This is a genomic window from Uliginosibacterium aquaticum, assembly GCF_012972705.2.
GTDB lineage: Bacteria > Pseudomonadota > Gammaproteobacteria > Burkholderiales > Rhodocyclaceae > Uliginosibacterium > Uliginosibacterium aquaticum.
Genome location: NZ_JABCSC020000002.1, coordinates 248,870 through 275,675 on the forward strand (window position 1 = coordinate 248,870; position 26,806 = coordinate 275,675).

Annotated in this window: 26 protein-coding genes; 11 read left to right on the forward strand and 15 right to left on the reverse strand. The window is 60.9% G+C overall.

Annotated elements, in window-relative coordinates; all coding sequences use genetic code 11:
* Positions 1-27 precede the first annotated feature (27 nt).
* The 3 genes from HJ583_RS08600 to HJ583_RS08610 all read right to left on the reverse strand — a co-directional run bounded on the left by HJ583_RS08600 (position 28) and on the right by HJ583_RS08610 (position 1,651).
* Positions 28-342, reverse strand: a complete 315-nt coding sequence (locus HJ583_RS08600; RefSeq protein ID WP_170021551.1) for a BON domain-containing protein — start codon at positions 340-342, stop codon at positions 28-30.
* 327 nt (positions 343-669) lie between these two features.
* Positions 670-894, reverse strand: a complete 225-nt coding sequence (locus HJ583_RS08605) for a CsbD family protein (protein WP_170021552.1) — start codon at positions 892-894, stop codon at positions 670-672.
* A 145-nt stretch (positions 895-1,039) separates the two neighbouring features.
* Positions 1,040-1,651, reverse strand: a complete 612-nt coding sequence (locus HJ583_RS08610; protein WP_170021553.1) for a hypothetical protein — start codon at positions 1,649-1,651, stop codon at positions 1,040-1,042.
* 386 nt (positions 1,652-2,037) lie between these two features.
* Here HJ583_RS08610 and HJ583_RS08615 point away from each other — a divergent pair, with 386 nt between their 5' ends.
* The 3 genes from HJ583_RS08615 to HJ583_RS08625 all read left to right on the forward strand — a co-directional run bounded on the left by HJ583_RS08615 (position 2,038) and on the right by HJ583_RS08625 (position 5,610).
* The gene (locus HJ583_RS08615; RefSeq protein ID WP_235943790.1) at positions 2,038-2,727 is read left to right on the forward strand and encodes a Crp/Fnr family transcriptional regulator; all 690 of its coding nucleotides are present in this window, start codon (positions 2,038-2,040) and stop codon (positions 2,725-2,727) included.
* A gap of 169 nt (positions 2,728-2,896) precedes the next feature.
* Positions 2,897-3,607: a Crp/Fnr family transcriptional regulator gene (locus HJ583_RS08620; RefSeq protein ID WP_170021555.1), complete on the forward strand. Its 711-nt coding sequence runs from the start codon at positions 2,897-2,899 to the stop codon at positions 3,605-3,607.
* 212 nt (positions 3,608-3,819) lie between these two features.
* Positions 3,820-5,610 carry an amidohydrolase gene (locus HJ583_RS08625; protein WP_170021556.1) on the forward strand — a complete coding sequence of 597 codons (1,791 nt, stop codon included), beginning with the start codon at positions 3,820-3,822 and terminating at the stop codon, positions 5,608-5,610.
* A gap of 101 nt (positions 5,611-5,711) precedes the next feature.
* Here HJ583_RS08625 and HJ583_RS08630 read toward each other — a convergent pair whose 3' ends face one another.
* The 7 genes from HJ583_RS08630 to HJ583_RS08660 all read right to left on the reverse strand — a co-directional run bounded on the left by HJ583_RS08630 (position 5,712) and on the right by HJ583_RS08660 (position 12,054).
* On the reverse strand, positions 5,712-6,146 hold the full coding sequence (locus HJ583_RS08630) for an OsmC family protein (RefSeq protein ID WP_170021557.1): 435 nt from the start codon (positions 6,144-6,146) through the stop codon (positions 5,712-5,714).
* A 71-nt stretch (positions 6,147-6,217) separates the two neighbouring features.
* Positions 6,218-8,179 (reverse strand): family 2A encapsulin nanocompartment cargo protein cysteine desulfurase, encoded by a 1,962-nt coding sequence (locus tag HJ583_RS08635; RefSeq protein ID WP_170021558.1) that lies wholly within the window; start codon positions 8,177-8,179, stop codon positions 6,218-6,220.
* The gene (locus HJ583_RS08640) at positions 8,154-9,083 is read right to left on the reverse strand and encodes a family 2A encapsulin nanocompartment shell protein (protein ID WP_170021559.1); all 930 of its coding nucleotides are present in this window, start codon (positions 9,081-9,083) and stop codon (positions 8,154-8,156) included. Before HJ583_RS08640 ends, HJ583_RS08635 begins: the two co-directional genes overlap by 26 nt.
* 102 nt (positions 9,084-9,185) lie before the next feature.
* Complete coding sequence (locus tag HJ583_RS08645) at positions 9,186-9,407, reverse strand: helix-turn-helix domain-containing protein (RefSeq protein ID WP_170021560.1); 222 nt, start codon at positions 9,405-9,407, stop codon at positions 9,186-9,188.
* Positions 9,408-9,409: 2 nt separating this feature from the next.
* Positions 9,410-10,387: a serine O-acetyltransferase EpsC gene (gene epsC / locus HJ583_RS08650; protein ID WP_170021561.1), complete on the reverse strand. Its 978-nt coding sequence runs from the start codon at positions 10,385-10,387 to the stop codon at positions 9,410-9,412.
* Positions 10,384-11,358 carry a cysteine synthase A gene (gene cysK / locus HJ583_RS08655; RefSeq protein ID WP_170021562.1) on the reverse strand — a complete coding sequence of 325 codons (975 nt, stop codon included), beginning with the start codon at positions 11,356-11,358 and terminating at the stop codon, positions 10,384-10,386. The genes epsC and cysK overlap by 4 nt, the downstream gene beginning before the upstream one ends.
* 168 nt (positions 11,359-11,526) lie before the next feature.
* Positions 11,527-12,054: a rhodanese-like domain-containing protein gene (locus HJ583_RS08660; protein ID WP_170021563.1), complete on the reverse strand. Its 528-nt coding sequence runs from the start codon at positions 12,052-12,054 to the stop codon at positions 11,527-11,529.
* Positions 12,055-12,445: 391 nt separating this feature from the next.
* On the opposite strand from HJ583_RS08660, the gene cysT reads away from it, so the two are divergent.
* From cysT to HJ583_RS08680, 4 genes are read left to right on the forward strand one after another with little or no spacing between them, the layout of a single operon-like run.
* On the forward strand, positions 12,446-13,288 hold the full coding sequence (cysT, locus tag HJ583_RS08665; protein ID WP_101942730.1) for a sulfate ABC transporter permease subunit CysT: 843 nt from the start codon (positions 12,446-12,448) through the stop codon (positions 13,286-13,288).
* Position 13,289: 1 nt separating this feature from the next.
* Positions 13,290-14,198, forward strand: coding sequence for a sulfate ABC transporter permease subunit CysW (gene cysW, locus HJ583_RS08670; protein WP_170021564.1), 909 nt, complete (start codon positions 13,290-13,292; stop codon positions 14,196-14,198).
* On the forward strand, positions 14,195-15,304 hold the full coding sequence (locus tag HJ583_RS08675; RefSeq protein ID WP_170021565.1) for a sulfate/molybdate ABC transporter ATP-binding protein: 1,110 nt from the start codon (positions 14,195-14,197) through the stop codon (positions 15,302-15,304). Before cysW ends, HJ583_RS08675 begins: the two co-directional genes overlap by 4 nt.
* Before the next feature lie 2 nt (positions 15,305-15,306).
* Positions 15,307-16,245: a CysB family HTH-type transcriptional regulator gene (locus HJ583_RS08680; RefSeq protein ID WP_101942727.1), complete on the forward strand. Its 939-nt coding sequence runs from the start codon at positions 15,307-15,309 to the stop codon at positions 16,243-16,245.
* A gap of 98 nt (positions 16,246-16,343) precedes the next feature.
* Here the strand turns inward: HJ583_RS08680 and fdhE are convergent, their stop codons facing one another.
* The 5 genes from fdhE to fdnG are packed head-to-tail and all read right to left on the reverse strand — an operon-like array spanning position 16,344 to position 22,712.
* The gene (fdhE, locus tag HJ583_RS08685) at positions 16,344-17,171 is read right to left on the reverse strand and encodes a formate dehydrogenase accessory protein FdhE domain-containing protein (protein WP_170021566.1); all 828 of its coding nucleotides are present in this window, start codon (positions 17,169-17,171) and stop codon (positions 16,344-16,346) included.
* Between the two features lie 33 nt (positions 17,172-17,204).
* Positions 17,205-18,104, reverse strand: coding sequence for a formate dehydrogenase accessory sulfurtransferase FdhD (gene fdhD / locus HJ583_RS08690; protein WP_170021567.1), 900 nt, complete (start codon positions 18,102-18,104; stop codon positions 17,205-17,207).
* Positions 18,105-18,111: 7 nt separating this feature from the next.
* Positions 18,112-18,732, reverse strand: coding sequence for a formate dehydrogenase subunit gamma (locus HJ583_RS08695; RefSeq protein ID WP_170021568.1), 621 nt, complete (start codon positions 18,730-18,732; stop codon positions 18,112-18,114).
* Positions 18,729-19,643 carry a formate dehydrogenase subunit beta gene (fdxH, locus tag HJ583_RS08700; protein WP_170021569.1) on the reverse strand — a complete coding sequence of 305 codons (915 nt, stop codon included), beginning with the start codon at positions 19,641-19,643 and terminating at the stop codon, positions 18,729-18,731. The genes HJ583_RS08695 and fdxH overlap by 4 nt, the downstream gene beginning before the upstream one ends.
* Before the next feature lie 12 nt (positions 19,644-19,655).
* Positions 19,656-22,712, reverse strand: coding sequence for a formate dehydrogenase-N subunit alpha (gene fdnG, locus HJ583_RS08705; RefSeq protein WP_170021995.1), 3,057 nt, complete (start codon positions 22,710-22,712; stop codon positions 19,656-19,658).
* Positions 22,713-23,144: 432 nt separating this feature from the next.
* On the opposite strand from fdnG, the gene HJ583_RS08710 reads away from it, so the two are divergent.
* From HJ583_RS08710 to HJ583_RS08725, 4 genes are all read left to right on the forward strand, one after another.
* Entirely contained in the window at positions 23,145-23,591 is a 447-nt protein-coding gene (locus HJ583_RS08710; RefSeq protein WP_101942808.1) for a ProQ/FINO family protein, read from the forward strand.
* A 137-nt stretch (positions 23,592-23,728) separates the two neighbouring features.
* Entirely contained in the window at positions 23,729-24,766 is a 1,038-nt protein-coding gene (locus HJ583_RS08715; RefSeq protein WP_170021570.1) for an amino acid ABC transporter substrate-binding protein, read from the forward strand.
* 61 nt (positions 24,767-24,827) lie between these two features.
* Positions 24,828-25,796: an amino acid ABC transporter permease gene (locus HJ583_RS08720; protein ID WP_235943791.1), complete on the forward strand. Its 969-nt coding sequence runs from the start codon at positions 24,828-24,830 to the stop codon at positions 25,794-25,796.
* Positions 25,793-26,791, forward strand: coding sequence for an amino acid ABC transporter permease (locus HJ583_RS08725; protein WP_170021571.1), 999 nt, complete (start codon positions 25,793-25,795; stop codon positions 26,789-26,791). The genes HJ583_RS08720 and HJ583_RS08725 overlap by 4 nt, the downstream gene beginning before the upstream one ends.
* Positions 26,792-26,806: the final 15 nt, after the last annotated feature.

A 26,806-nucleotide genomic window follows, 5' to 3' on the forward strand; every position in this document is an offset into this window, starting at 1 on the left:
CCTGGGAGATGCGCCGGGCAAAACCTGTTACTTGATACGGATGTCGTTCTTGACGGATTTGACGCCACCGACCTTACGCGCTACTTCAACAGCCTTGCTTGCAGCGGCCGGGGTATCCACGAAACCACTCAGCTGGACGACGCCCTTGAAGGTTTCAACATTGATATCGAATACCTTCAGATCAGCTTCGCCGAGAATCGCGCTCTTCACCTTGGAGGTGATCAGGCTGTCATCCAGATACTCACCGGTGCCCTCCTGAGTCGAGGTGGAGGCACATCCCATCACGGACATCAAGGTGAAGGCGGTCAAAAACGCTGCGAGGTACTTCAGGGCTTGTTTCATGATTCACTCTCCTGGCAATTGGGAAACAGAAACGTCCACGCCGTGGGCGTTTTGACGAGCCTTCGTGCCAGCCTCCACGAATCAGCTCCGAAATGAATGGCGCTGCGTTTGGAAGCAGGACGACGGCCGATGAAGACGGGTGCTGCATGGACCACCGCAGATGCCCGAAATGAGCGCAGGCTGCGGATTCGTTTCATGAGCCAAGCGTAAGAGGATGAGTGAGGGCAGTCTGTACGCTATCGAACATTGCGTGGATTCAATCCACGCCGGGTTCGGCGTATCACCTGCACCCCGCAACGCGTGCGGCGCGCAGGCTATTTCAGTGGTTCAGGGAATCTTGCCCGGGCGATAGTCGCGATTGCGATGCTCGAAATCGCGGATCTGGGTTTCGGCCTCCTCCTTCGTCACACCATAGGCCTCCTGGAGCTTCCCCCCCAGTTCGACGCGTTTTCCGGCAATGACATCCAGATGATCATCCGTCAGCTTTCCCCACTGCGATTTGACCCGCCCCTTGAACTGTTTCCAGTTCCCTTCAACGATATCCCAGTTCATGTAAAACTCCTGTTCATGAAAACCGAGGGACGGGATCGCCCATCGGAGCAAGCATTTCCGGCAAACAGATACAAGCCCAAGCGCGGTCAGCGCCGGGGACAAGGGCGATATCAGCCCCGGTCAATACCCGCGCGCGGTCACACAATTACTTGCCGAAACTGAGTTTGACCTTGGCCAGACACTGATCCTTGGCGTCGCCGGCAAAGGCACCACACTTCTGCTTTTCGACCTCGTACTGTGCGTCGGACTTATCGTCCTTGGCATCCTTGCGTGCGTCAGCTGTTGTGGTATCGGCCTTCTTGCGTGCGTCAGCGGTTTTCTCGATTTCCGTTACCTTGGCATCCGAAGTCTTCAGCTGCACTTTGGCATCAGCCTTGGCTGCAGTCTCGGCGGCCTTTGCCTCCTTGATGCAGACATCCTTGGCGTTACCCGCGATGTCATCGCAGCGTTGCTTGGCTACGGCATAGTCCGATTCCGCCTTGACTACGCGCACCTGGTTGCGGGTCTTGGCACTGGGGGTGTAACTGGCATCAAGTTCAGCCAGGGCATTTTTTTCCTTGCCAGCAGCCTCAGCTGCACAAATATCCTTGGCGTTGCCGGACATAGAACCACACGCAGTTTTGGCCGACTTGTATTCGGCAGATATTTTTTCCTTGCCGGCCTTGAACTCGTTATTCGAGATGCTCTGTGCCATGACGCCGGCGCTGGATACGAGACCGATCGCCAGCGTGATCACGCTGAAAGTGAACTTGTTCATATTGTTTCCTTCATAGGTTGGGTGGTGAGCAGTGCATTGCAAGCAGCCCATGCACAAGCTCCCTTGAACCGACACGTCCTCAGCGCATTCCGTCTTGACGCCCACAGATTCTGCGCTGACCAGAGTCGGCTCAAGGCCAGCAAAGACTATGAAGTCCGCCCGCCGAAGTCTGTCTGCTGTCGCACACAGAAATTGCCAAACATGCATAAGCGCCCCGCCTGCCCCATAAACAATTTGCACAGGCTATGTTCGGTAGCGCACAGTCTGGGGATACCCGGCTACCTATTATTCTGAGGCAGTCACTCGCATGCCATTCGGCGCCGAGATTTGCGCAAAAATCAGGGAGATCGCGTATGCCCCAAGCTCCAGGCCCTTTGCAGAATCACTTGCTCGCAGCACTTCCACCCACCGCATACGCGCGCATCGTCAACCATCTTGAGCCCGTCAACATGACACTTGGCGATGTTCTGTATGAGTCCGGCGCACAAATGCGCCACGTGTATTTCCCGACATCCTCCATCGTGTCCTTGCTCTATGTGATGGAAGATGGGGCCTCTGCAGAGATTGCCGTTGTGGGCAACGAAGGCATTGTTGGCGTGTCCCTTTTCATGGGCGGCGAAACGACTCCCAGCCGGGCTGTCGTGCAAAGTGCCGGCCATGCTTACCGCCTGAAGGGACAACTGCTAAAGGATGAGTTCAACCAGGCGGGCCCGATGCAACGCTTGCTGCTGCGTTACACGCAAGCCCTGTTGACCCAGATGGCTCAAACCGCAGTATGTAACCGCCATCACTCGCTGGACCAGCAACTTTGCCGCTGGCTCTTACTGAGCCTTGATCGCCTGCCAAGCAACAAACTCGTGATGACGCAAGAGTTGATAGCCAACATGCTCGGCGTACGCCGGGAAGGTGTCACCGAAGCCGCTGGCAATCTGCAACGTGCAGGTCTGATCGAATATCACCGCGGACACATCACGGCCCTGGACCGCCCCGGACTCGAAGCAAGAGCCTGCGAGTGCTATGCGGTCGTCAAGAAAGAATCAGACCGCCTTCTTCCAGACCTGCACGCCGTAGTCTGACCGACGCATCAGGTCTTGCGACAATGCGCCGTCGCCTCTGTACGGCAGCGCGCAGACAGAAACCTGCTTTTAGTCCAGCTTGCCAAATGCCCAGCCAGATATATCGCTGGTTGAAACTCATGCAGGTGCAATCCGCTTCGCCTGCAGCCGCGACTGAGAGAGGTTTCACGTGCTCGCCATAACGCATGACCTGAATAGCAACCGCTTGCTGGCATCCCTCCCTCCCAAGAACCAGCAAAGATTGCTCGACGCGGGGGATCTGGTTGAATTGGCATTTTCAGAAATACTTGCCGAACCCGGCGAATGGATTCGTTACGTGTATTTCCCCAGTGACAGTTTCATCTCGCTGACCACCTCGCGTGATGAACGAACCTGTCTGGAAGTCGGATTGATCGGCAATGAAGGCATGCTGGGCATCGCCCTCGTGCTTGGCGTTGACGTGTCTCCCTTGCATGCGCTGGTCCAAGGGGCAGGCACTGCGCTGCGCATTGATGCAGCATTTTTCCGCAGAGAACTGAAGCGCAGTCCGGAACTGGAGCAGACACTAAAACGCTATCTGTACGTGCTGATGCAGCAACTTGCCCAGACCTCGGTGTGTACACGCTTTCACGTCGTGGAAGCACGTCTCGCCCGCTGGCTCTTGATGACACAAGACCGCGCGCATTCCGACAAATTCCACATCACCCATGCCTTCCTAGCCTACATGCTGGGGGTGCGCCGCGTGGGAGTCACCAAAGCCGCCACATCCCTTCATAACCTGGCGCTAATCAGCTACAGCCGCGGGGATATCACGATCGAAGACAGGAGCGGCTTGATAGAGGTAGCCTGTGACTGCTACACGCACGATAAAAACACCTATCGGGAAACCATGCATTTTTAGCCCCCCGCCCCCTGTGAATCGCCCCGACTTTTGTGGACGCGCCCACAGGCCACGTTGCAACTTGGAGCGGCCAAGTTCGGTCAGAAAGACTTTTGGATTGATGATGCATCCCCGTTGATTCAGTCGAACTAGCGGCCTACTATGCAATTCGGTTGGACGTTGATCCTGTTGGATTACATGGAATCCAACCTTAAACCCAAGGGGATGTTCAGATGGTTTTTTTGCGTTCCAAGATTGCTTCAACGCTGCTAGCACTCGCAGCAGCCACTGTTGTCTCCCCTTCCTTGCTGGCGGCAGAGCCTGTAACGGTCATTTCTGGTGGCGACATCTTGACCATGGAAGGAAGCTCGCCACGCTATGCCGAAGCAGTCGTGGTCAAGGATGGTGTGATTCGCTTCGTGGGCGCCAAATCCGAAGCCATGAAGCTCGCCGGTGCAAAAGCGAGACTGTTCAATCTTGGGGGCAAAACCCTGATGCCCGGCTTTGTTGATGCGCACATGCATCCGGTTCAGGCCGCATCAATGCTGGCGCCACAGTTCATTACCCCGTTCGACTGGAAATTTCCTTGGGGGGATGCAAAAGCCGTTCGCGGCAGTGCTGCGTTCATGGCCAAGCTCAAAGCGTCCGAAGCCGGCACTGCAGACGGACTTCCCTTGGTCGTCTGGGGCTATCTGAAGCCGTTTCATGGAGACCTGAACCGGGCAATGCTGGATAAGGTTTCCAGTACTCGGCCGATCATCGTCTGGTCGTACTCGGCGCATGAAATGTACTTCAACACGGCCGCCTTGAAGGCCTACGGTTTTACCGCTGAAGAGGTTGCCGGCAACAAGCAAGTGGATTTCGAAAACGGCTTCTATCGGGAAGCGGCAATGATCGAAATCGCTGCGCCAAAGATCATGTCGGTGCTGTTTGACCCCAAGAAGATTCCGACGGGCCTGCGTCGGGTGCGTGAGCTGGCGCATCAGGGCGGCGTTACAACCATGGGTGACATGGGGACCGGATCAAGCGGCTCGCTGAAAAACGATCTAGGCGTCATCACGAGCATTCTGGACAACGATGCCTCACCCTTCCGTATGGCGCTGGTACCGGATGCGAAAACGCTGGATATGCAAATCAAGGACAAGGCCAAGCTTGTCTCCATGGTCAAGGCGCTGCCTGACACCAGCACTGCGCACAAAGCCTTCCCGAAGCAGGTCAAGCTTTACGCCGATGGTGCATTCTTTGCTGAAGCCATGCGTCTGGAGCTGCCAGGTTACAGCGACGGCCATCAGGGGGAATGGATGATGCCGCCCGAACGCCTTGAAGCCCTGATTGGGCAGTGGTGGAAAGAAGGCTACGACATTCATATTCACTGCAATGGCAGTGAGGCTTTGACATTGATTCTCGATAGCCTCGACAAGGCTATGACCGTGCACACCGGCAAGGGCCAGCGCCTGGTCATCGAGCACTTCGGGGTATCGACGCCGGAACAATCCAAGCGCATCGCTCGCATGGGGAATGTGTTCATCTCAGCGAACCCGTACTACCACTACTCAATGTCGGACGCGTACTCAAATGGCAGTCTGGGTGCCAAGGCCGGTGCTGAAATTGTGAGGCTCGGCTCGCTTGCCGAAAACGGCGTGAAATTTGCTCTGCATTCCGACTTTACGATGGCGCCAATGGAACCGCTCTTCCTTGCCTGGATTGCCGTCAATCGCGTTAATGCGGTGGGGAATCAGCTGGCGCCGCAGGAGCGTGTCTCGGTATACAACGCTCTGCAAGGTGTCACGATCAACGCCGCGTACATGCTGCGGCTTGAGAATCTGACAGGCAGCATTGCGGTGGGCAAGAAGGCTGACTTCGTGCTGTTGGATCAGAATCCGATGAAGGTTGATCCCATGAAGATCAAGGACATCGAGGTTCTGGGCACGATGTTTGAGGGTAAGCCCTATCCTCTGCATCAGGATGCATCGCCATTACCCGAGAAGTACGACCCTGCAAACATACATCTCGACATTCATTGAGACCTTTCAGACTTTGTGTTCGAGGGCTGCCTAACTGGAGACCGGTGACGATTGGAAAGCGGTCGCCAGCCACCTTCTCATCGACAGACCGCTTTGGCCGATCAGCCGCCATCAGTCAGCGCCTCCAGCACTTCGAAATCAATCCTGATCTCCGCGCTCTTCTCCAGCATCGCCGTCGCGGAGCTGTATTTCTCGGCAGACAGGTGAATGACGCGCTCAACCACTGCCGGATCCAGGTCCCTACCCTTTACCGTGTAGAAGTAATCCACCCGCGTAAATACCTTGGGCTCTGTGTCGGCGCGCGTGGCATCCATGCACACTTCCACCGCATCGATCTCATAGCCTTCGCGCTTGAGGAAGAGCACGACGTCATACGCAGTGCAGCCCCCCGCCCCAGCCAGAATCAATTCCATCGGGCGCGGGAACTGGTTTCGGCCGCCTAGCTCCCCTGCTCCGCCTTCCATGCGGACTTCGTGACCACTGCCGGTTGTGGCAACAAATCGGGCCTCTCCGGCCCAGCTGACGGTGCATTCCATATCGGACTCCCTCAAATGAAAAAGCCGGCAGCGGTTTCCCGGCTGCCGGCTGGTGATTGCTTACAACAGGCTCAACGACGCGAAGTCGCCAGTTGGTAGACCACTTTCACCATGCGGTCGACTTCTTCGCAGGTGTTGTAGAAGGCCAGCGAGGGCCGTACGGTCTGCTCGACACCGAAGCGCCGCAGGATCGGCTGCGCGCAGTGGTGGCCGGTCCGAACCGCAATGCCTTCGCGGTTCAGTGCTTCGCCCACTTCCTGCGTGGTGAAACCCTTGAGCACGAAGGAGGCGACACTGGCTTTCTCAGCCGCAGTCCCGATCAGGCGGATACCGGGAATCGTAAGCAGGCCCTGCGTGGCGTAGGCCAGCAGATCGTGCTCGTAGCTGCCGATATTCTCGATGCCGATGCGATCCACATAATCCAGCGCTGCGCCGAGGCCGACTGCATCCGCGATGTTGCCGGTGCCGGCTTCGAAGCGGTTGGGCGGCGGCTGATAGATCGTGCGCTCAAACGTGACGTCCGCAATCATGTTGCCCCCACCTTGCCAGGGCGGCATGTTTTCGAGGATGTCGCGTTTGCCGTAGACCACGCCGATGCCGGTCGGGCCGAAGATCTTGTGGCCCGAGAAGACGAAGAAGTCGGCATCCAGCTGCTGAACATTCACCCGCATGTGCGACACGGACTGCGCACCGTCGACCAGCGCCTTGGCACCCACGCTGTGTGCGAGGGCAACAATGTCCTTGATCGGGGTGACCGTACCGAGCGCGTTGGAGACTTGCGTCACCGCGACGATCTTGGTCTTGTCGCCCAGCAGCTTGCGATACTCGTCGAGCAGGATCTGGCCCGTGTCATCCACCGGAATCACGCGCAGCTTCGCCCCCTTGGCGGCAGCCAGCTGCTGCCAGGGAACGATGTTGGCATGGTGCTCCAGATTGGAGACGATGATCTCGTCACCCTCGCCGACGTTCTGCGCGCCCCAGGTCTTGGCGACCAGGTTGATGGCTTCGGTGGCGCCGCGCACGAAGATGATTTCTTCGGTCGAGCTGGCGCCGATGAAGCGTTTGACCTTGTCACGCGCACCTTCGTAGGCATCCGTCGCCCGTGCAGCCACTTCATGCGCCGCACGGTGAATATTGGAATTCTCGTGGGCGTAGAAGTAGGCGAGACGGTCGATCACGGCCTGCGGCTTGTGGGTGGTGGCAGCATTGTCGAACCAGACCAGCTGCTTGCCACCGCTTTTGCCACTGAGCCGCTCCTGCAGGATCGGGAAATCGCGACGCACGGCATTCACGTCGAAAGGCGGACGTGCGCCTGCTTGCGATGCCGGTGCGCGACCATGTTCCGATTTTTCGTGGCCACGCGTCAGATCGGTGAAGTAAAACCACTGATCCTTCTTCGCGGACTCACTCGTCGGTGTGGCAGCCGTCGGCGGCACGCCACCAAGCAGTGCACGCAACTCGTCTTCACCGGGCAGGCCGAAGGAGCGGGCTGTCACGCGATCTTCACGCGGCACATCCACTTCGCCAGCGACCGGATACGCACTCTTTTCACCGAGGAAGTAATACGGTGAACTGGGCGGCGTTGCTGGCGCATGCACAGGTGCTTGCGGCAGATCGATGCTGGGCAGCGAGGCCGCATAAGCTTCGGGCACGCCTTGCGCCGGAGAGCGGCTCGACACTCCAGCCGAGTCCACGGCCTTTTCCGGCACTACGGTCTGCGTCTGGGCAACCGGTGCAAGCGCAGGGGCGCGCGCACCGAGGGCCAGCACTGGCTCGGACGGCTGGGGCGGCGTAGCGAGCTGCGACGGACCACCCAGATGACTCAGCCCAAGGGGCAGACCATTGGTGGCGCCGCCGGGCAGCGCAGTCGTCGGCAAGGCGGAGAAGAACTCGCCCGCCAGCTTCGCCAGGCTTGCCACATCCGGCAGGCCCGAGGGAGGCCCCTCGGGAATACCTGCCGGCGGCGTCAGCCCCGACACTCCACCCAAGCTGCCTGCGCCTGCAGGATTACTTGTAGGTGTCTGGGTAGTCATGGAACTTGCCAATCTCCACATCATCAAGCACGGCGAGCGCGTCGTCGGTCAGCACGGCGAGTGAGCAGTACAGCGAAATCAGGTAGGACGCGATGGCGTTGCGGTTGATGCCCATGAAACGCACCGACAGGCCCGGACTCTGTTCGCCAGCCAGACCCGGCTGGAACAGACCGACCACGCCTTGACGCTTCTCGCCCACGCGGATCAGCAGGATCTTGGTCTTGCCATCAGCCACCGGCACCTTGTCCGACGGGATCAGCGGAATGCCGCGCCAGGTCAGGAATTGCGAACCGAACAGGCTGACGGTAGGAGGCGGCACGCCACGGCGGGTGCACTCACGACCGAAGGCGGCGATTGCCAGCGGGTGGGTCAGGAAGAAGGCAGGCTCTTTCCAAACCTTGGTGAGCAGCTCGTCCAGATCATCCGGCGTCGGTGCGCCAGTCAGCGGATAGATGATCTGATCCGGATGCACGCTGGCGAGCAGGCCGTAATCCGGATTGTTGATGAGTTCGGACTCCTGACGTTCCTTGATCGTTTCGACCGTCAGGCGCAGTTGTTCCTTGATCTGGTCGTGCGGGCTGCTGTAGAGATCCGACACGCGGGTCTGCACGTCCAGCACGGTGCTAACGGCATTGAGGAAGTACTCGCGCGGCGCTTCTTCATAATCAACGAAGGTGTTCGGCAGCTCACCGGAGCCTTCGCGCTGGGTGCAGGTCACCTGCACATCCAGCGGGTTCTTCACCTTGTTGAGGCGGTAGATACCGGCTTCAACCGGTTGCCACTGCAGCAGATGCGTCAGCCAGCGCGGCGTGATGATCGAAAGCTGCGGTACGGTCTTGGTGGCATTGGCTAACTGGCGTGCGGCGTTATCGCCGAGCGCTTGCTGGACTTCATTTGCGGCCATTCATGGCTCCTTGCAAGGTTCAGGGATTTATCAAAAAAACGTCTTATCAAATATGCTTTTCTTCTAAGAGCGTCTCAACATGCTATCGCCAGCAAATACGCTTCAATGCTGCTCGCAACGCGCCAACAGAAAGGACGGCAGGAGATCAAAACTACTGGCCAGCTTGTTGATGGTCACCAGTGAAGGCATTGCATTTCCGCGCTCGATCTCGCCCACATAGGAGCGATTCAGGTCAGCGCGCTCGGCCAATTCTTCCTGCGACCAGCCCCGTGCTTCGCGCAACTGGCGTACGACACCTGGGAATCGATTGACGATCGGACTCATGCTCAAATCCCTCCGCCGTGATTCAGCACTTCGTGCTGGGAGTTGGCCTGGGTGACGTTGCTCCCCGGCGACACACTGCGCGTCAGCCACACATTGCCGCCGATGACCGAGCCCTTGCCGATGGTGACGCGCCCCAGCACCGAGGCACCGGCGTAGATCACCACGTCATCTTCAACAATCGGATGACGCGGCAAGCCCTTGTGCAGCTTGCCTTCCTCATCGCTGGTAAAGCGCTTGGCGCCCAGGGTGACGGCCTGATACACGCGCACATTGCGGCCGATCACAGCGGTCTCACCAATCACCACGCCGGTGCCGTGATCGATGAAGAAGCCGGGGCCGATCTGCGCACCAGGGTGGATATCGATCCCGGTTTCGGAATGCGCCAATTCCGCCACGATGCGTGCCAGAAGCGGCACACCCAGCTGATGCAGCTTGTGCGCGATGCGGTGATGAATCATCGCCACGATGCCGGGGTAGCACAGCAGCACTTCGTCCACGCTGCGCGCCGCAGGGTCGCCGCGAAAAGCAGCTTCCACATCGGTGTCGAGCAAGCGGCGGATATCCGGCAAAGCGGTTGCGAAATCCCGCACGATGCTCACGGCCTGAAGTTCCAGAGTGGTGGCCCCCACGCTCGTCTGGCGGGCGGCGTAGCGCAACTCGAGACGCACCTGGGCTAGCAGGTTGTTGAGCGCCGCATCCAGAGTATGGCCGACGTAGAAATCCTCACTCTCCTGGCGCAAATCGGCTGGGCCGAGACGCATCGGAAACAATGCTCCGCGCAGGGCAAGCAGAAGCTGGCGCAAGGTTTCCGGCGATGGCAACTCGCGCCCGCCATACTCATGCCTGCGTTGTTGCGCCTCTCGCCAGCCCTCACGCACCTCACGCAGCCCTGCTACGACGCGGTCCAGATCCCAGTTCGGAGTGGCCGAAGCCAGCACTGAGGCACCGGCTCCGTCCAGAGTCGAGAGCCCGATGTTCATGCGGCAATCCCGGCCGCATCGAACAAGCCTTCGAACAGCACCGAGCTCAAATAGCGCTCGCCCGAATCCGGCAGGATCACCACGATGGTCTTGCCGGCGTTCTCAGGCTTCTGTGCGAGCCTGATGGCTGCTGCCGCTGCCGCACCGCTGGAGATACCGGAAAGAATGCCTTCCTCGCGCGCCAGACGACGAGCGTATTCGACGGCATCTTCGTTGCTGACCTGCTCGATGGCATCCACCAGAGAGAGGTCCAGCACGCCCGGCACGAAGCCTGCGCCGATACCCTGAATCTTGTGCGGGCCGGGCTTCACGGGCTCGCCGTTGCGCGTCTGAGTCAGCACCGGGCTGGCTGCAGGTTCAACTGCCACGGAAGTGATCGCCTTGCCTTTGGCTTGCTTGATATAGCGGGACACGCCGGTAATCGTGCCGCCGGTACCCACGCCAGAGACAAAGACATCTACCGCACCATCGGTCGCGTCCCAGATTTCGGGGCCCGTGGTGGCTTCGTGAATCGCCGGGTTGGCGGGATTCTTGAACTGCTGCAGCAACACGTATTTGGAGTCGGACGCGGCAATTTCTTCAGCCTTGGCAATCGCGCCGCTCATGCCCTTGGCGCCCTCGGTCAGTACCAACTTGGCGCCGTAAGCCACCAGCAGTTTGCGGCGCTCAAGGCTCATGGTTTCCGGCATCGTCAGCGTGAGCGGAATACCGCGCGCTGCGGCCACGAATGCCAGTGCGATACCGGTGTTACCACTGGTCGGTTCGACCAGTTCCTTGCCCGGGCCGAGCAGGCCACGCTTCTCGGCATCGGCAATCAATGCTGCACCGATGCGGCACTTCACCGAGTAGGCGGGGTTACGCCCCTCGATTTTGGCCAGCACGGTGGCACCCGTGCCGTCCGTAATGCGATTGAGGCGGATCAACGGCGTAGCGCCGATGGATTGCGAATTATCCGAAAAGACCTTGCTCATTTATTGCTCCCCGACTTGATTGAAATTCGTTAACACCCGGCCGCCCCAAAAACGGAGCAACAATCACCTAGAGCGGAAGCTAGGTCGCAAGGAGACACGGAAACGTATCTGAATACGTTAAGCACCGATTTGCGAGATAGCACCCGTGCGGCAGATTGGCGCCCGTCCTTACTCTTGGTTCCAGGGCAGGCCCCAATACCGCCAACCGTTGTGCTCGCCGCGTTGCTGCTGATCGTTCAGATCACCTTCGAAACCTTCAAGCACATTGAAAACATGATTGAAGCCCGCCTTGGCGGCGGCTTCAGCTGCCAGGGCCGAGCGCTTGCCACTGCGGCACAGCAGCAGGATCACCTGCTCCTTGCCGGCCTTGGCTTCGAGCTCACGCACGAAACGCGGATTACGCGTCAGAGCCGTCCCGTTCGCCCAAGCCACATGAAGCGAACCAGGCACATGGCCCACAAACTTGCGCTCTTCTGCACTTCGCACATCTACCAGCAAGGCTTCGCCCGCACTGAACAGGTCCCAGGCTTGCGCCGGCGTAACCCCACCCGCGAAGGGCAACTGCTCCCCGAGCGCGCTTTCGCGGGCACGCTGCAGAATATTGAGGCGCTCCCCAGCCGGTACTGGCTGAAGGGCCTTAGTAGCGGGCGCTTTCGCCTCGCTGCGCGACTGAACAAGAGAACCTGCTGTTGTCATTTCACTCTCCTTGGCGGGAAGCTCCGTTGTGATGCCACAAGCATTGGAGCTCCGTGATGAGCAGCAGCTTATGCGCCGTCTTTAGCCAGCAAAACGATTTAAAAGTTGTTCGCTTATCCGCTTTCCTGATAAGGCCAAACAAGGGGGTGGATGCCTGTGGCATCAGAGGATGGATCGCCAGAAGCTGCGTTTTCATATGAGTGACGCCCTGCCCTCACAAGCGCATCAACGCGACGGATGGGCCTGCAACGCTAGGCAAAGCCTGGCTCGCAGAGGGCCGGCCGAGGCAAGCCTCTTTACTCGAATTTGGAATAAGGACTTCAGCTTTTATTAGTTAGTAATGAATAAGCGGAGCCATACACTGCGGTCACTTCATATAAGGCTCTGTGCCATGACCGCTTCAAGACGCTCTTCGGCCCATGTACTCCCCGGCTTCAGGCTGACCCTGGGTTACACGCTGCTTTACCTGTCCCTGATCGTGTTGATCCCGCTGGCTGCGGTATTCATCAAGACCGCCCAGGGCGGCTGGGAGCATTTCTGGTGGTCGGTCAGCAGCCCTCGAGTGCTGGCTTCCCTGCGCTTGTCTTTTGGCGCTTCGCTGATTGCTGCGGCAATCAATGCGGTGTTCGGCCTGCTGCTGGCCTGGTCGCTGGTGCGCTATCGCTTTCCGGGTCGCAAGATCGTCGATTCGCTGGTCGATCTGCCCTTCGCCCTGCCCACCGCTGTCGCTGGCATCGCGCTGACGGCTATCTATGCGCCCAAGGGCTGGGTGGGCAGCCTTGCTGCGGCGCATGACATCAAGATTGCCTTCACCCCCTGGGGTGTATTGCTGGCGCTGGTCTTCATCGGCCTGCCCTTCGTGGTGCGCACCGTTCAACCGGTGCTGGAGGATCTGGAAACCGAGCTGGAGGAAGCCGCCGCAAGCCTCGGCGCGCACCGCTGGCAGATCTTCCGCTATGTGATTTTCCCGACCCTGCTGCCGGCGCTGCTGACAGGCTTTGCACTCTCCTTCGCCCGGGCGGTCGGCGAATACGGGTCGGTGATCTTCATTGCCGGCAACATCCCGATGGTGTCGGAGATCGCGCCGCTGATGATCATCACCAAACTTGAGCAATTCGATTACGCCGGAGCGACCAGCCTTGCCGTAGTGATGTTGCTGGCCTCCTTTGCCCTCCTCTTCGTCATCAACAGCCTGCAGGCCTGGTCGGCCCGCCGCATCGGAAGGAAAATCTGACATGGCCGCCGCTACTGCCACCCTGAATGCTGCGCATCTGGCCTCACTGAACGCGCCGCGCCACTTCGAAGACAAGGCCGCAACCCGTGATCAGGCCTGGGTGAAGTGGAGCATCGTCACGGTTTCCTTGCTGTTCTTCGCAGCTTTCCTGCTGCTGCCACTGGCCACCGTCTTTGTCGAAGCCTTCAAGCGGGGCTGGGATGTGTATCTGGCTGCGATCACCGAGGCCGACGCATTGGCTGCCGTGAAGCTGACGGTGATCGCCACCGTGATCGCCCTGCCCTTGAATCTGGTCTTCGGTGTGTCGGCGGCCTGGGCCATTGCCAAGTTCGAATTCCGCGGCAAGCAGTTCCTGATCACCCTGATCGACCTGCCCTTTTCGGTTTCACCGGTGGTGGCTGGCCTGATTTATGTGCTGATCTTTGGTGCCCAAGGCTGGTTCGGCCCCTGGCTAATAGAGAACAACCTGAAGATCGTGTTTGCCGTACCCGGCATCGTGCTGGCCACCATCTTCGTGACTTTCCCCTTCATAGCCCGCGAGCTGATCCCGCTGATGCAGGCGCAAGGCAAGGAAGAAGAAGAAGCCGCCATCGTGCTGGGGGCCAGCGGCTGGCAGACCTTCTGGCATGTGACCCTGCCCAACATCAATTGGGGCCTGCTCTACGGCGTGATCCTGTGCAATGCCCGGGCGATGGGCGAGTTCGGCGCAGTCAGCGTGGTCTCCGGACATATCCGCGGCCTCACCAACACCATGCCGCTGCAGATCGAGATTCTCTACAACGAATACCAGTTTGCCGCCGCCTTCGCCGTGGCCTCCCTGCTGGCCTTGCTGGCTCTGGTCACACTGGTACTGAAAACCTTCATCGAGTGGCAAGCCGCTCGCGACAGCCAACAGGAAGAACAAGCATGAGCATCCAGGTCCAGAACATCCGCAAGCAGTTCGGTTCATTCGTTGCGCTGAACGACGTTTCGCTCGACTTCCCGACCGGCGAGCTGGTCGCCCTGCTCGGTCCCTCCGGCTGCGGCAAGACTACGCTGCTGCGCATCATTGCCGGCCTCGAATCGGCCGACAGCGGTAACGTGATCCTCGAAGGCAATGATGCGTCCGGCACCCATGTGCGCGAACGTCAGGTCGGCTTCGTGTTCCAGCACTACGCGCTGTTCCGCCACATGACGGTGTTTGACAACATCGCCTTCGGCCTGCGCGTGAAGCCGCGCCATGAACGTCCCTCGGAAGAGATCATCAAACGCAAGGTCACGGATCTGCTCAAGCTGGTGCAGCTGGACTGGCTGGCCGATCGCTTCCCCTCCCAGCTCTCCGGTGGCCAGCGCCAGCGCATCGCGCTCGCCCGCGCACTGGCGGTAGAACCGCGGGTGTTGCTGCTCGATGAGCCTTTCGGCGCGCTCGATGCCAAGGTCCGCAAGGAGCTGCGCCGCTGGTTGCGCAAGCTGCATGACGAACTGCACATCACCAGCATCTTCGTGACCCACGACCAGGAGGAAGCCCTTGAAGTGGCCGACCGCGTGGTGCTGATGAACCATGGCAGCGTGGAGCAGATCGGCACCCCTGAAGAAGTCTGGAACGCGCCGAGAACCCCCTTCGTGTATGGTTTCCTGGGGGCGGTAAACCTGTTCCATGGCCGCGCCGGACAGGGCGAAGTGAAGGTGGGCGAGCACAGCCTTGCGCACTCGGAAGAAAGCATCCCGCCGGGCGCTGAAGTCATCGCTTTCGCCCGCCCGCATGAGCTCGACATCGAAACCGATCTCGCCTCACCCCAGGGGATCCGCGCCCGCATTGCCCGCATCCAGGCCTTTGGCATTACCGCCCGGGTTGAGCTGGAACGTATCGATGCCGGCCAGACCGTGCATCATCACGAGGTGGAGTTGCCGCTCGAACGCCTCATCTCGCTGCAACTGCGTACCGGTAGCGAAGTCCGTCTGGTGCCCTCGCGCCTGAAGGTCTTCCAGCAATCTGCCGCAGCAGCGTCCGACCATTACATCGCAGCGGGGATCTGAACATGAACTTCCAGCAACTGCGCATCGTGCGCGAAACAGTGCGCCAGAACTACAATCTCACCGAAGTGGCCAATGCCCTGTTCACCTCGCAGCCTGGTGTATCCAAGCACATCAAGGATCTGGAAGACGAACTCGGTGTCGAGCTTTTCATCCGCCGCGGCAAGCGCCTGCTGGGGCTGACGGAACCGGGCAAGGAACTGGTGGTCATCGTCGAACGCATGCTGCTCGACGCACGCAACATCAAGAAGCTCGCCGACCAGTTCACCCAGCGTGACCAGGGCCAGCTGACCGTGGTCACCACCCACACCCAGGCACGCTACGCGATCCCCAAGGTTGTCACCACCTTCAAGCAGGAATATCCCAAGGTGCATCTGGCGCTGCATCAAGGCAGCCCGCAGGAGATCGTCCAGCAACTGCTCTCGGGCGAAGCGGATATCGGCATCGCCACCGAATCGCTCGACAATGAACCGGAGCTGGTGACTTTCCCGTTCTACGACTGGCACCACGCGGTGTTGGTACCGGCCGGGCACCCGCTGCTTGCCGAAACCACGCTGAGCCTCGAGGCTCTGGCCGAGTATCCGCTGATCACCTACCACTCGGGCTTTACCGGTCGCAGCAAGATCGACAAGGCCTTCGCCGCAGCCAATCTGACGCCGGACATCGTAATGTCCGCACTGGACGCGGATGTGATCAAGTCTTACGTCGAACTTGGGCTGGGGGTTGGCATCATCGCGCCGAGCGCCTTCAATCCGCTCAAGGATCACGATCTGCGCCTGATCGACGCCTCCCATCTGTTCGCCCGCAACACCACGCTGATCGCGGTACGCCGCGGCCACTACCTGCGCGGCTATGCCTATCGCTTCATCGAGCTGTGCTCGCCGGAGCTGACTGAAACCAATGTAAGGGCTGCCGTTGCACCACACCGGGAGAATGCGTTCTAACTAACGTGACTGCTTGGGAGGGCGATGGCGACTTGAGTTGCCATCGCCCCATACACGCACAGCCCGCCTGACATGAAGCGCACAAATGCAGGATAAGCTCAGGCGGCTTCGCCGCTGAGCAGGAAGAGATTGGGTGCCCCTCTTGCATAGCCCTGCTCGCCCACCAGCACATCCAGCAGCAGCGAGGCAAGATCATCAGCCAGCGGATCGAAGGCCGGATCCCGCGACTGGAAGAACAGCTTGATGTAGCCGTGGCAGGCATCACAGGTTTCAGCCTGGATGGGCGCGTCAGGCGCAAGGCCGAGGTAATCGACCACACCATCGGCTTCACACAGACTGCAGTGCGCCCTCACCATATGCCAGCGCGTGGCACACAAAGCGCATTCAAGATAGCGCAGGCCACCGCGCCCTTCACCGGCAAGGATCACGCCGCCCAGGGCGGCACTGCCACAACAGGGGCACTGTGCGCGTTGCACGATAGGCGCAGAAGCCGCCGCCACCCGGCGCCGCGCAAGCAGCGTCCACACCACCTGGAGGGCTGCGCTGAGGACCAGATCAAGTTGGCTACGGCCCTCTGCAGGGCGCTCACCGCGCGCAAAATCGAGATTGTCCCGAACACGTGCCGGCAGTGCGGCCGGATCGGGCTCACCGGTGCCTGCAGCAAGACTACCGCGCAGATACTCGAAGGCCTCGGACCAGGCGGCTTCGAGTGCCGCATCAGAAGCGGCCGCGAGCTTCGGGCCCAGCGCATCCAGGGCACGCTGCTGCGCATCCACCAGTTCAGCCAGCCACAGCAACCAGGCTTCCAGCGCGTGGCCGGGGGCCAGACTCCGGAGGCGTTGCGCGCGGTGGGCAAAAAGCCGGGCATCCGGCGCAAGCACAAGGATCGGCGCAATAGCCGAGGGGATCTGTTCAGGAAGATTCATGGTTTTCTTGATCGTTGGGCGAGAGGCTCACACTCACATCATGCCGCGCCGGGCCTGACCGGCAAGAGGCATTTCACCGGTGAGCCGCTCTGCATGGCAATAAGCCACCATCTGGCCAGGGCGCGCAAAACCGACGAGCAGGATGCCTGCAGCCTCTGCCGTGCGAATCGCCAGGGCTGTTGGCGCGGACACCGCAACCAGTGCTCCCGCTCCCAGCGCGACCACTTTCTGCACCATTTCATAAGAGGCACGGCTACTGACCAGTACGAAGCCAGCGCATGCCTCATGCCGACTGCGGAACATGGCTCCAGCGAGCTTGTCGAGCGCATTGTGGCGCCCGGCATCTTCGCGGACCATCCGGATCCGCCCCTCGCCATCCACCCAGGCCGCCGCGTGGGAGGCACCCGTCTGCTGGCGCAAGGGCTGCCAGTGCGCAAGCTGCCGCACGGCCTCATCGATCGCGCTGACCGATACGGACGCAGCGCTAGCGAGGCGCCCCTCGGGCAGTGGGCGAATGGCATGGGCCAGGCTCTCCACGCCGCATAGACCACAACCGGTACGGCCGGCCAGCGAACGGCGCCGCTCTTTCAAGGCCAGAAAGCGCGGCTGGGCAATCTGCATCTCGATGACAATGCCCGCGCAGCCAGGCTGGACCTCGAGATCGTGAATCTCCTCCAGATTTGCCACGATGCCTTCGCTGATGCTGAAGCCCAGCGCGAAATCCTCGAGGTCCGTCGGCGTCGCAAGCATCACGGCATGCGAAATGCCGTTGTAGCTCAGAGCAACCGGCACCTCCTCGATGACTTCGTCCTCTTGCTCGGCGCGGCTTTCCGCCTGTATGCGCAGCACCTCAACCAGCGCGCTCGGCGCGTGATCAGCTTCGTCAGCAGGCGCACCGCCCGGCAAGGAAAGAACAGGAACTGTGCAGCTCATGCCTGGCTCACTTGCCGGTCATTTGGCGATACCAGCCGCGGTGGTGCTGCTTGGCCCAGGCACGGGTGACGGTGCCGTACCACATGGCGCGGATCGTGCCCTTCACCCAGATGGCGGCATACACATGCACGAAGATCAGGCCGATCATCACGGCTGCCGTGGCGGCATGCACCACCACCGCAACACGCACGATCTGCGTATCGACATGGAACATGCTGCGCCACATCAGCAGGCCGGACACCGTCATCAGCAGCATGCCGACGCCGAGCGTCCAGAACAGCGCCTTCTGCCCGCCGTTGTACTTGCCCTGCTCGGGCATGTCATGGTCATTGCCGTCGACCATGTTCTTGGCCTTCTTGAGCCACTCGACATCCATGCGGGTCATCAGGTTGAGCCTGAAGAAGCGCACGAAGATAATCAGGAAAGCCAGTGCCATCAACACGCCCACCCAGGGATGCAGGATGCGTGTCCACACCGGCCCGCCGAAGAGCTGGGTCAGCGGGAAGAAGGCCGGATGGAAGAAGGCCAGGCCCGAGAGCGCGAGCAGAATGAAGCTCATGCCCACCACCCAGTGATTGGCGCGCTCAGAGGCGTTGTAACGCTTGAGGTCTTTCGGATCACGGATCATTTCGTTGCCTCCTTGTCTGCACGCTCACGCTTGTCCTCGTCCTCGATCTCGTCTTCGACTTCCTTCGAGACTTCGTTCGGCCCCTTCATCACGTAATGGAACAGGCTGCCCAGCGCCACTCCGGCCAGAGCCAGCGTGGCGAGCGGCTTGGCCATGCCCTTCCACAGCGAGACCAGCGGACTGATCGACGGATTGCTCGGCAAACCGCTGTAAAGCTCGGGTTTGTCGGCGTGATGCAGCACATACATCACATGCGTGCCGCCCACGCCTTGCGGGTCGTAGAGCCCGGCGTTCTCGAAGCCGCGGCGCTTGAGATCCTCCACCCGGGTCGCCGCGTAGTCCTTCATGTCCTCCTTGCTGCCGAACTGGATCGCGCCGGTCGGGCAGGTTTTCACACAGGCCGGCTCCTGCCCCACCGCGACGCGGTCGGAACACAGCGAACACTTGTAGGCCTTGCCGTCGTCCTTGGAAATACGCGGCACGTTGAAGGGGCAGCCGGTCACGCAGTAACCGCAGCCGATGCAGTTCTCTTCATGAAAATCGACGATGCCGTTCTTGTACTGGATGATCGCACCGGGGGATGGACAGGCCTTCAGGCAGCCGGGGTCCGCGCAGTGCATGCAGCCATCCTTGCGGATCAGCCATTCGAGGCGGCCATGCTCTTCTACTTCGGCAAAGCGCATGACGGTCCACGCCTTGGCCGAAAGATCGGTCGGGTTGTCATACACGCCGACGCATTCGCCCACCTCCTCGCGAATGTCATTCCATTCCGAGCAGGCCACCTGGCAGGCCTTGCAGCCGATACAGGTTGATACATCGATCAGCTTGGCAACTTCGATCGGTGCGCGCACCTGGGTCGAGGGCGTGGTGGTGGCGGAACGGCGCAGGATGTCTAGGGATTGCAGTGCCATGATTCAGCCTCCTCAAGCCTTTTCCAGATTGACAAGGAAGGCCTTGTATTCCGGGGTCTGCGTGTTGCAGTCCCCCACGGCCGGCGACAGGATGTTGGTCAGATAGCCCTTCCTGGCCAGCGTCTCCCAGCCCCAGTGCAGCGGGATGCCGATCTGGTGCACCGTCTGCTTGTTCACTGTCAGCGGCTTGATGCGCTTGGTGACCACCGCGCGCGCCTTGATGAAGCCGCGCTTGGAACTGACCTTGACCCAGTCACCTGCCTTCACGCCCTTCTCCTTCGCCAGCGCCTCGCTGATTTCCACGAACTGTTCGGGCTGGGCGATGGCGCTGAGGCGCACCGATTTGGTCCAGAACTGGAAGTGCTCGGTGAGGCGGTAGGTGGTGCCCACGAAGGGGAACTCGGTGTGCTTGCCGAGGCGCTCGCGGTCGCCCTTGAAGATGCGCACCGCAGGGCTGTTGACCACCTTGGGATGCAACGGGTTGGTGCCGAGCGGCGTCTCCATCGGTTCGTAGTGCTCGGGGAAGGGACCGTCCACGAGCTTGTCGGTGCAGAACAGGCGACCAAAGCCTTCCGGGTTCATGATGAATGGGTTCATGCCGGCCTCGGGGGGCGAATCCACCTTGAAGTCCGGCACATCGGCCCCGGCCCAGCGCTCGCCGTTCCAGGCGATGAGCTTGCGCGTGGCGTCCCAGGGCTTGCCGGCCGGGTCGCAGGAGGCGCGGTTGTAGAGGATGCGCCGGTTGGCCGGCCAGGACCACGCCCAGCCCGGCGTGTTGCCCAGGCCCACATCGGTGTTGTCACGCCGCGCCATCTGGTTGCCGGCCTGCGTCCAGCAGCCGGAGAAGATCCAGCAGGCGCACAACGTGCTGCCATCGTCCTGCAGGGTGGCGAAGCCGGGCAGCTGCTCTCCCTTCTTCACCAGCACCTTGCTCTTGTCGGCCGGATCAGGGATGTCGGCCAGCGCGCGGCCGTTGAGCTCCTTGGCGAGTTCTTCCGGCGTCGGATTCTTCGGGTCGCGGTAAGGCCAGGAGAGGTTCAGGATCGGCTCGGCGCCCTTGCCGCCTTCCTTGCGATACAACTCGCGCAGCGCAACGAAAAGCTCGCCGATGATTTCCTGATCCCCGCGCGCTTCGCCGGGAGGCTCGGCGCCCTTGAAGTGCCACTGCAACCAGCGGCCGGAATTGACGATGGCGCCGTCTTCTTCCGCAAAGCAGGTGGAGGGCAGGCGGAACACCTCGGTCTGGATCGAGGCGCTATCCACATCGTTCGACTCGCCGTGGTTCTGCCAGAAGCTGGAGGTCTCGGTGGCGATCGGGTCGATGATGACCATGTACTTGAGCTTCGCGAAGGCATCGCGCACCTTGTGCGCATCCGGGAACGAAGCCAGCGGGTTGAAGCCCTGCACGACGAAGCCGTTGATCTTGCCCTGGTACATCAGCTCGGTGATGTGCAGCACGTCGTACATCTTGTCCCACTTCGGCAACCAGTCGTAGCCCCAGTTGTTGTCCTTGGTGGCCTTGTCGCCCCAGAACCATTTCATCAGGCTGACAAAGAACTTGGGCGTGTTGCTCCAGTAGTTGAGCTGCCCGTCGCGCAGCAGTTTGGGCGTAGTCTGGGTGAGATAAGCATCCAGCGTCGGGTGCAGCTTCTCGTTGGGCAGCGTGAGATAGCCGGGCAGCGAGGTCGACAGCAGGCCCAGATCCGACAGGCCCTGAATGTTGGAGTGGCCGCGCAGGGCATTCACGCCGCCGCCGGGCATGCCGATGTTGCCCAGCAGAAGCTGGATCATCGCCATGGTGCGGATGTTCTGCGCGCCGGTGGTGTGCTGCGTCCAGCCCAGCGCGTAGAGAATGGTGCCGACTTTGTCCGGCGTGCAGGTGTCGCCCAGATGCTTGCACACCTGCTCGAAGCCCTCTACCGGGCTACCGGTGAGATTGTTCACCACCTCCGGCGTGTAGCGCTCGTAATGCTGCTTCATCAGGTTCCACACACAGCGCGGGTGCTGCAGCGTGGGATCGACCTTGGCGATGCCCTTCTCGTCCAGCTCGTAGTTCCAAGTTTTCTTGTCGTAGCTGCCCTTCTCCTCGTTGTAGCCCGAGAACAGGCCCTCATCGAAGGCATAGCCTTCCTGCACGATGGCGCTGGCATTGGTGTAGGCCTTGACGTAGTCCCACTGGATCTTGTCGTGCTTGATCAGCCAGTTGATGATGCCGCCAAGGAAGGCAATATCGGAGCCGGCACGGATCGGCACGTAATGGTCGGCCACGGCAGCGGTGCGGTTGAAGCGCGGATCCACCACGATCAGCTTGGCGCCGCGCTGCTTCTTGGCTTCAATCGCCCAGCGGAAGCCCACCGGGTGCGCCTCGGCCGCGTTGCCGCCCATCACCAGCACGAAGTCGGCATTCTTGATGTCGACCCAGCTGTTGGTCATTGCGCCACGACCGAATGTCGAAGCCAGTGCCGACACGGTCGGGCCGTGACAGACGCGCGCCTGCGCATCGGTGGCGATGATGCCCAGCGAGCGCATGAACTTCTGCGTGATGATGCCGGTCTCGTTCGATGAGGCCGAAGCCGTCAGCATGGCGGTGGACAGCCAGCGATTGACCGGCACGCCGTCTGCGTTCTTCTCGATCAGGTTGGCGTCGCGGTCCGCCTTCATGTGCTTGGCCACGCGCTCGATGGCCTCATGCCAGGAAATGCGTTTCCATTCCTTGCTGCCCGCTTCGCGCACCTCGGGATACTTGAGGCGGCCGGGGGCATGGATGAAGTCCAGCAGGCCGGCGCCCTTGGGGCACAACGCGCCCCGACTGACCGGGTGATCGGGGTCACCTTCGATGTGGATGATTTCGGCCTTGGCGTTCTTCGCGCCGTCGCCAAGGCTGTACATCAGCAGGCCGCAGCCCACCGAGCAGTAGGTACAGGTGTTGCGCGTTTCACGGGTGCGAGCCAACTTGTATTGCCGCACCTCGGCATGTGCTTCGCCGGAATAGGCCCCCATCAACACCAGACCGGAACTACTCAGCCCGGCCGCCGAAATCCTGAAAAACTGGCGCCGGTTCATCTGCATGCCTGCTGCGCGGCGATTGTCTTGATCCATGAAAGCCTCCAGGTAAATTCACACCTGGATTCCCCGGCACCCCGGGCGCAGTGCGCGCCGCACTCCTCCAGCAACAGTCGCTCATCCGCATTCACTGCGGCGGCCGCTGCCATGTAAGAGCCTCTCTCTGTCCGGGCAACCCACCTGACTTGAGCATTTAGTATGTCACGTCAATAGCGTCTTGCCCCTGTGAAAAGCAGGGGTATAAGGGAAAAACCTATGTGCCACAGGCCTTCAATCAGCCCTCTGCGATAGAAAAAACCGGCTCTTCAAGCCACATCCTGTCCCAAGAAAAAGCGGGGACCCACCACGCCAAACAGCCAGAACCGTGCAAAGCATGCAGGCAAGCCTGCTTCTGACTGGTTAAACTGCGCACCTGCACACTTTCACACGATGACTGAAATGACTGACGCCTCTTCCCCCAGCACTCCCGCAGCCCCCGCAGCATCTGCTTCGGCCTTGCTGAAGCAACTGCAGCAGCAATACAAGCTGATCGGAGAGCATCAGCCCATGGCGATCGGCATCGACAAGCAATTGCTGGCTGCCCGGGCAGACATCCCTGCCAAGCTGCTGCGCGGCGCACTGGGCATGCACACCCGCTCGGTGCGCTACCTGAAGAATCTGCAGAGTGCGACCCAACGCTTCAATCTGGACGGCAGCCCGGCCGGCGAAGTGAGCGAAGAACAGCGCGGACTGGCCAGCAAGGAACTGATCGAGCGCTTCAAGAAGCGCGCCGAAGAACACAAGGCTGAAAAAGCCGCCAAGGAAAAGGCTGAAAAGGAAGCACGCGCCGAAACCGAGCGCCAGGAAAAACTCGCCCTGCTGGCCAGCAAGTTCGGCCGCAAGTAAGCCTGAAGCAGGCAGAACAGGGTTCGCGCAAGCGCTTGCCCTGAAGCACCCGGATGGAATTTTGATAGAAGAAAATTCCACTTCTGGATTGCCCCTGCAGTTGGTAGTCTCCTGTTTTGCCTTTCAGGAGCCCCACCATGCACGGCATCTCCCTGCGTCGCCTGAGCCTCACCCTTCCTCTCCTGCTTGCTTCGCTGCTGGCGACACCCGCCCACGCCGGCAAAACGCTGGATGTCATCAAGGCCCGCGGCAATATCCAGTGCGGGGTCAGCACCGGTGTCGCCGGTTTCTCGCTGCCGGACAGCCAGGGCAACTGGAGCGGTTTCGATGTGGACCTGTGCCGCGGCATCGCGGCGGCGGTTCTGGGCGACGCGAACAAGGTGAGCTTCGTGCCGCTGAACTCGCAGCAACGCTTCTCCGCCATCCAGTCCGGCGAGGTAGACGTGCTGGCGCGCAACACGACCTGGACCCTCAATCGTGATGCTTCGCTGGGGCTCAGTTTCACTGGCGTGACCTACTACGACGGCCAGGGCTTCCTGGTGCCGAAGAAGCTGAAGGTCACGAGTGCCAAACAGTTGAAGAATGCCGAGGTCTGCGTGCAGTCCGGCACCACCAACGAAAAGAACCTGGCGGATTACTTCCGCAGCCAGGGCATCAAGATCAAGCCGGTGGTTTTCGAAGGCTTCGAAGCATCCTTCAAAGCCTTCTTCTCGGGACGCTGCCAAGCTTACACCACCGACATTTCAGGGCTGGCCGGCGTGCGCAACAAGGAAGCCAAGAATCCGGATGAGTATGTGATCCTGCCTGAGGTGATCTCCAAGGAGCCGCTCGGTCCGGCGGTGCGCCGCGGGGATGACGAATGGTTTGCCATCGTGCGCTGGGTGGCCTTCGCCCTGATCGAAGCCGAGGAATACGGCATCACCCGCGCCAACGTCGACCGGATTCGTGCCGAGAACAAGGATCCGGCCATTGGCCGCCTACTCGGTTCGACAGAAGACTCCGGCAAGCTGCTCGGACTCGATCGTGACTGGGCTTACCGCTCGATCAAGGCCGTCGGCAATTACGGTGAGATCTTCGCCCGCAACGTGGGGCCCGAATCGGTGCTGAAGCTGCCTCGCGGTCTCAACAACCTGTGGAACAAGGGCGGTATCCTCTACGCACCGCCGGTTCGCTGAGTCTTCCGGATTTGCCACATCGACGGGCCGCTCAGCGGCCCGTCTCATTTGAAGAGAGATCATGCTTCGCCCCCTTCTGCGCTGGCTGCCCCAGATCCTGCTGCTGTGCCTACTTGCCCTGCTGCTGGGCTGGTTGGGGCACAACGTGCTGGAGCACATGCGGGAGCGCGGCATCCGTGCCGGCTTCGATTTCCTGCTCGATCCGGCCGGCTTCGAAATCGGCGAAGGGCTGCTGGCGTACGACGCCAGCCAGCCGATGTGGCGCGCCTTTCTCACCGGCAGCCTGAACACTCTGCGCGTAGCCCTGCCCGCGATCTTCCTGGCAACCTTGCTTGGCGTCCTGATCGGGCTAGGCCGGCTCGCAGAGCATCCGCTGCTACGGCGGCTGTGCGGCGCACTGGTCGAAACCCTGCGCAACATCCCGCTGCTGCTGCAATTGCTGATCTGCTACTTCGCCCTGACCGGTTTGCTACCGGAAGCCAGCAATGCCTTGGCGCCTTTGCCCAGCGTGCTGATCAGCAAGAGCGGCCTGTTCCTGCCAGCACTGGATTGCAGCGCAGCCTGCACACTGGATCTGCCGCTCACGGAAGGCTTCGGCATCAGCGGCGGCTGGTCACTGAGCCCCGAGTTCCTGGCCGTATTGATCGCACTGAGCCTTTACAGCGCGGTGTTCATCGCCGAAATCGTACGCGGCGGGATCCAGTCCGTCGCCCGGGGCCAGATCGATGCAGCACGCGCGCTGGGCATGCGACCGCTGCAGGTGCTGCGCGAAGTGGTGTTCCCGCTGGCCTTGCGCGCGATCGTGCCGCCCTTGGGCAACCAGTATCTGAACCTGATCAAGAACTCTTCGCTGGCGGTGGCGGTGGGCTATCCGGAACTGGTGTCGGTCGCCAACACTTCACTGAACCAGACCGGCCGCGCCTTCGAGTGCATCGTTATCGTGATGGCGGTGTATCTGACGCTCTCGCTCATCACCGCAGCACTGGTCAATCTGTATAACGCCCGCGTTGCCCTGCGAGGCACACGATGATCCGCCTGCCGCGCAAACTCACGATTCTCTGGATCCTGCTGGCAGCAGCCCTGCTCTGGCCGCTCTTCAGTTGGGGACTTGTGCATGCAATCTGGAGTGCCGACCTGGAAGCCTGCCGCGCGGCGCGTGGTATCGGTGCCTGCTGGGGAGTCATTGTTGAAAAGCATCGCCTGCTGCTGTTTGGCCGCTACCCCTTCGAAGAACAATGGCGACCCTTGCTGGCCACCCTGCTGATCATCGCCGTGCTCTGCGCTGCCTGCTGGCGCCAGCGGTGGCAATTGCGCTTCGCCGCGCTGGCAGGCCTGGCCCTGCTTTTGGCTGTCGCCCTGATGCGGGGCGATATCGGCGGGCTGAGCCCGGTGCCGACCAAGCTGTGGGGGGGCTTGCCGCTGACCCTGCTGGTCTCGCTGGGCGGCACCCTGCTGGCCTTCCCGCTGGCCGTACTGCTCGCATTGGGGCGGCGCTCATCCCTGCCGCTGCTGCGCAGCCTGTGTGTGGCTTATATCGAGCTGATCCGCGGCGTACCGCTGATCAGCCTGCTGTTCATGGCGGCCTTCCTGTTTCCCCTGCTGCTGCCGACAGCTTGGCGGCTGGACATCCTGCCGCGGGTGATCGTGAGTATCGCAGCCTTCGCAGCAGCCTATCTGGCCGAGGTGATCCGCGGTGGCCTGCAGGCCATTCCCGCAGGGCAATTACTAGCCGCCCGCGCACTGGGCATGCGCACCTGGCAGGCCCTACTGTGGATCGTACTGCCGCAGGCCTTGCGCAAGGCCTTGCCGGCACTGGTCAATAGCTTTGTGGGGATTTTCAAGGACAGCTCGCTGATCTCCATCGTGAGCCTGCACGAACTCACCGGCGCGCTCTCGCTGGCACTCGGCGGTGATGCCGACTGGCGCAGTTTCTATCTCGAAGGCTATCTCTTCATCGCCTTCATCTACTGGGCCTTCTGCTTTGCGCTGTCGCGCGTCGGCAAAGGGCTGGAAACTGCCCGCTAGCGGCAGTCAGGCGAC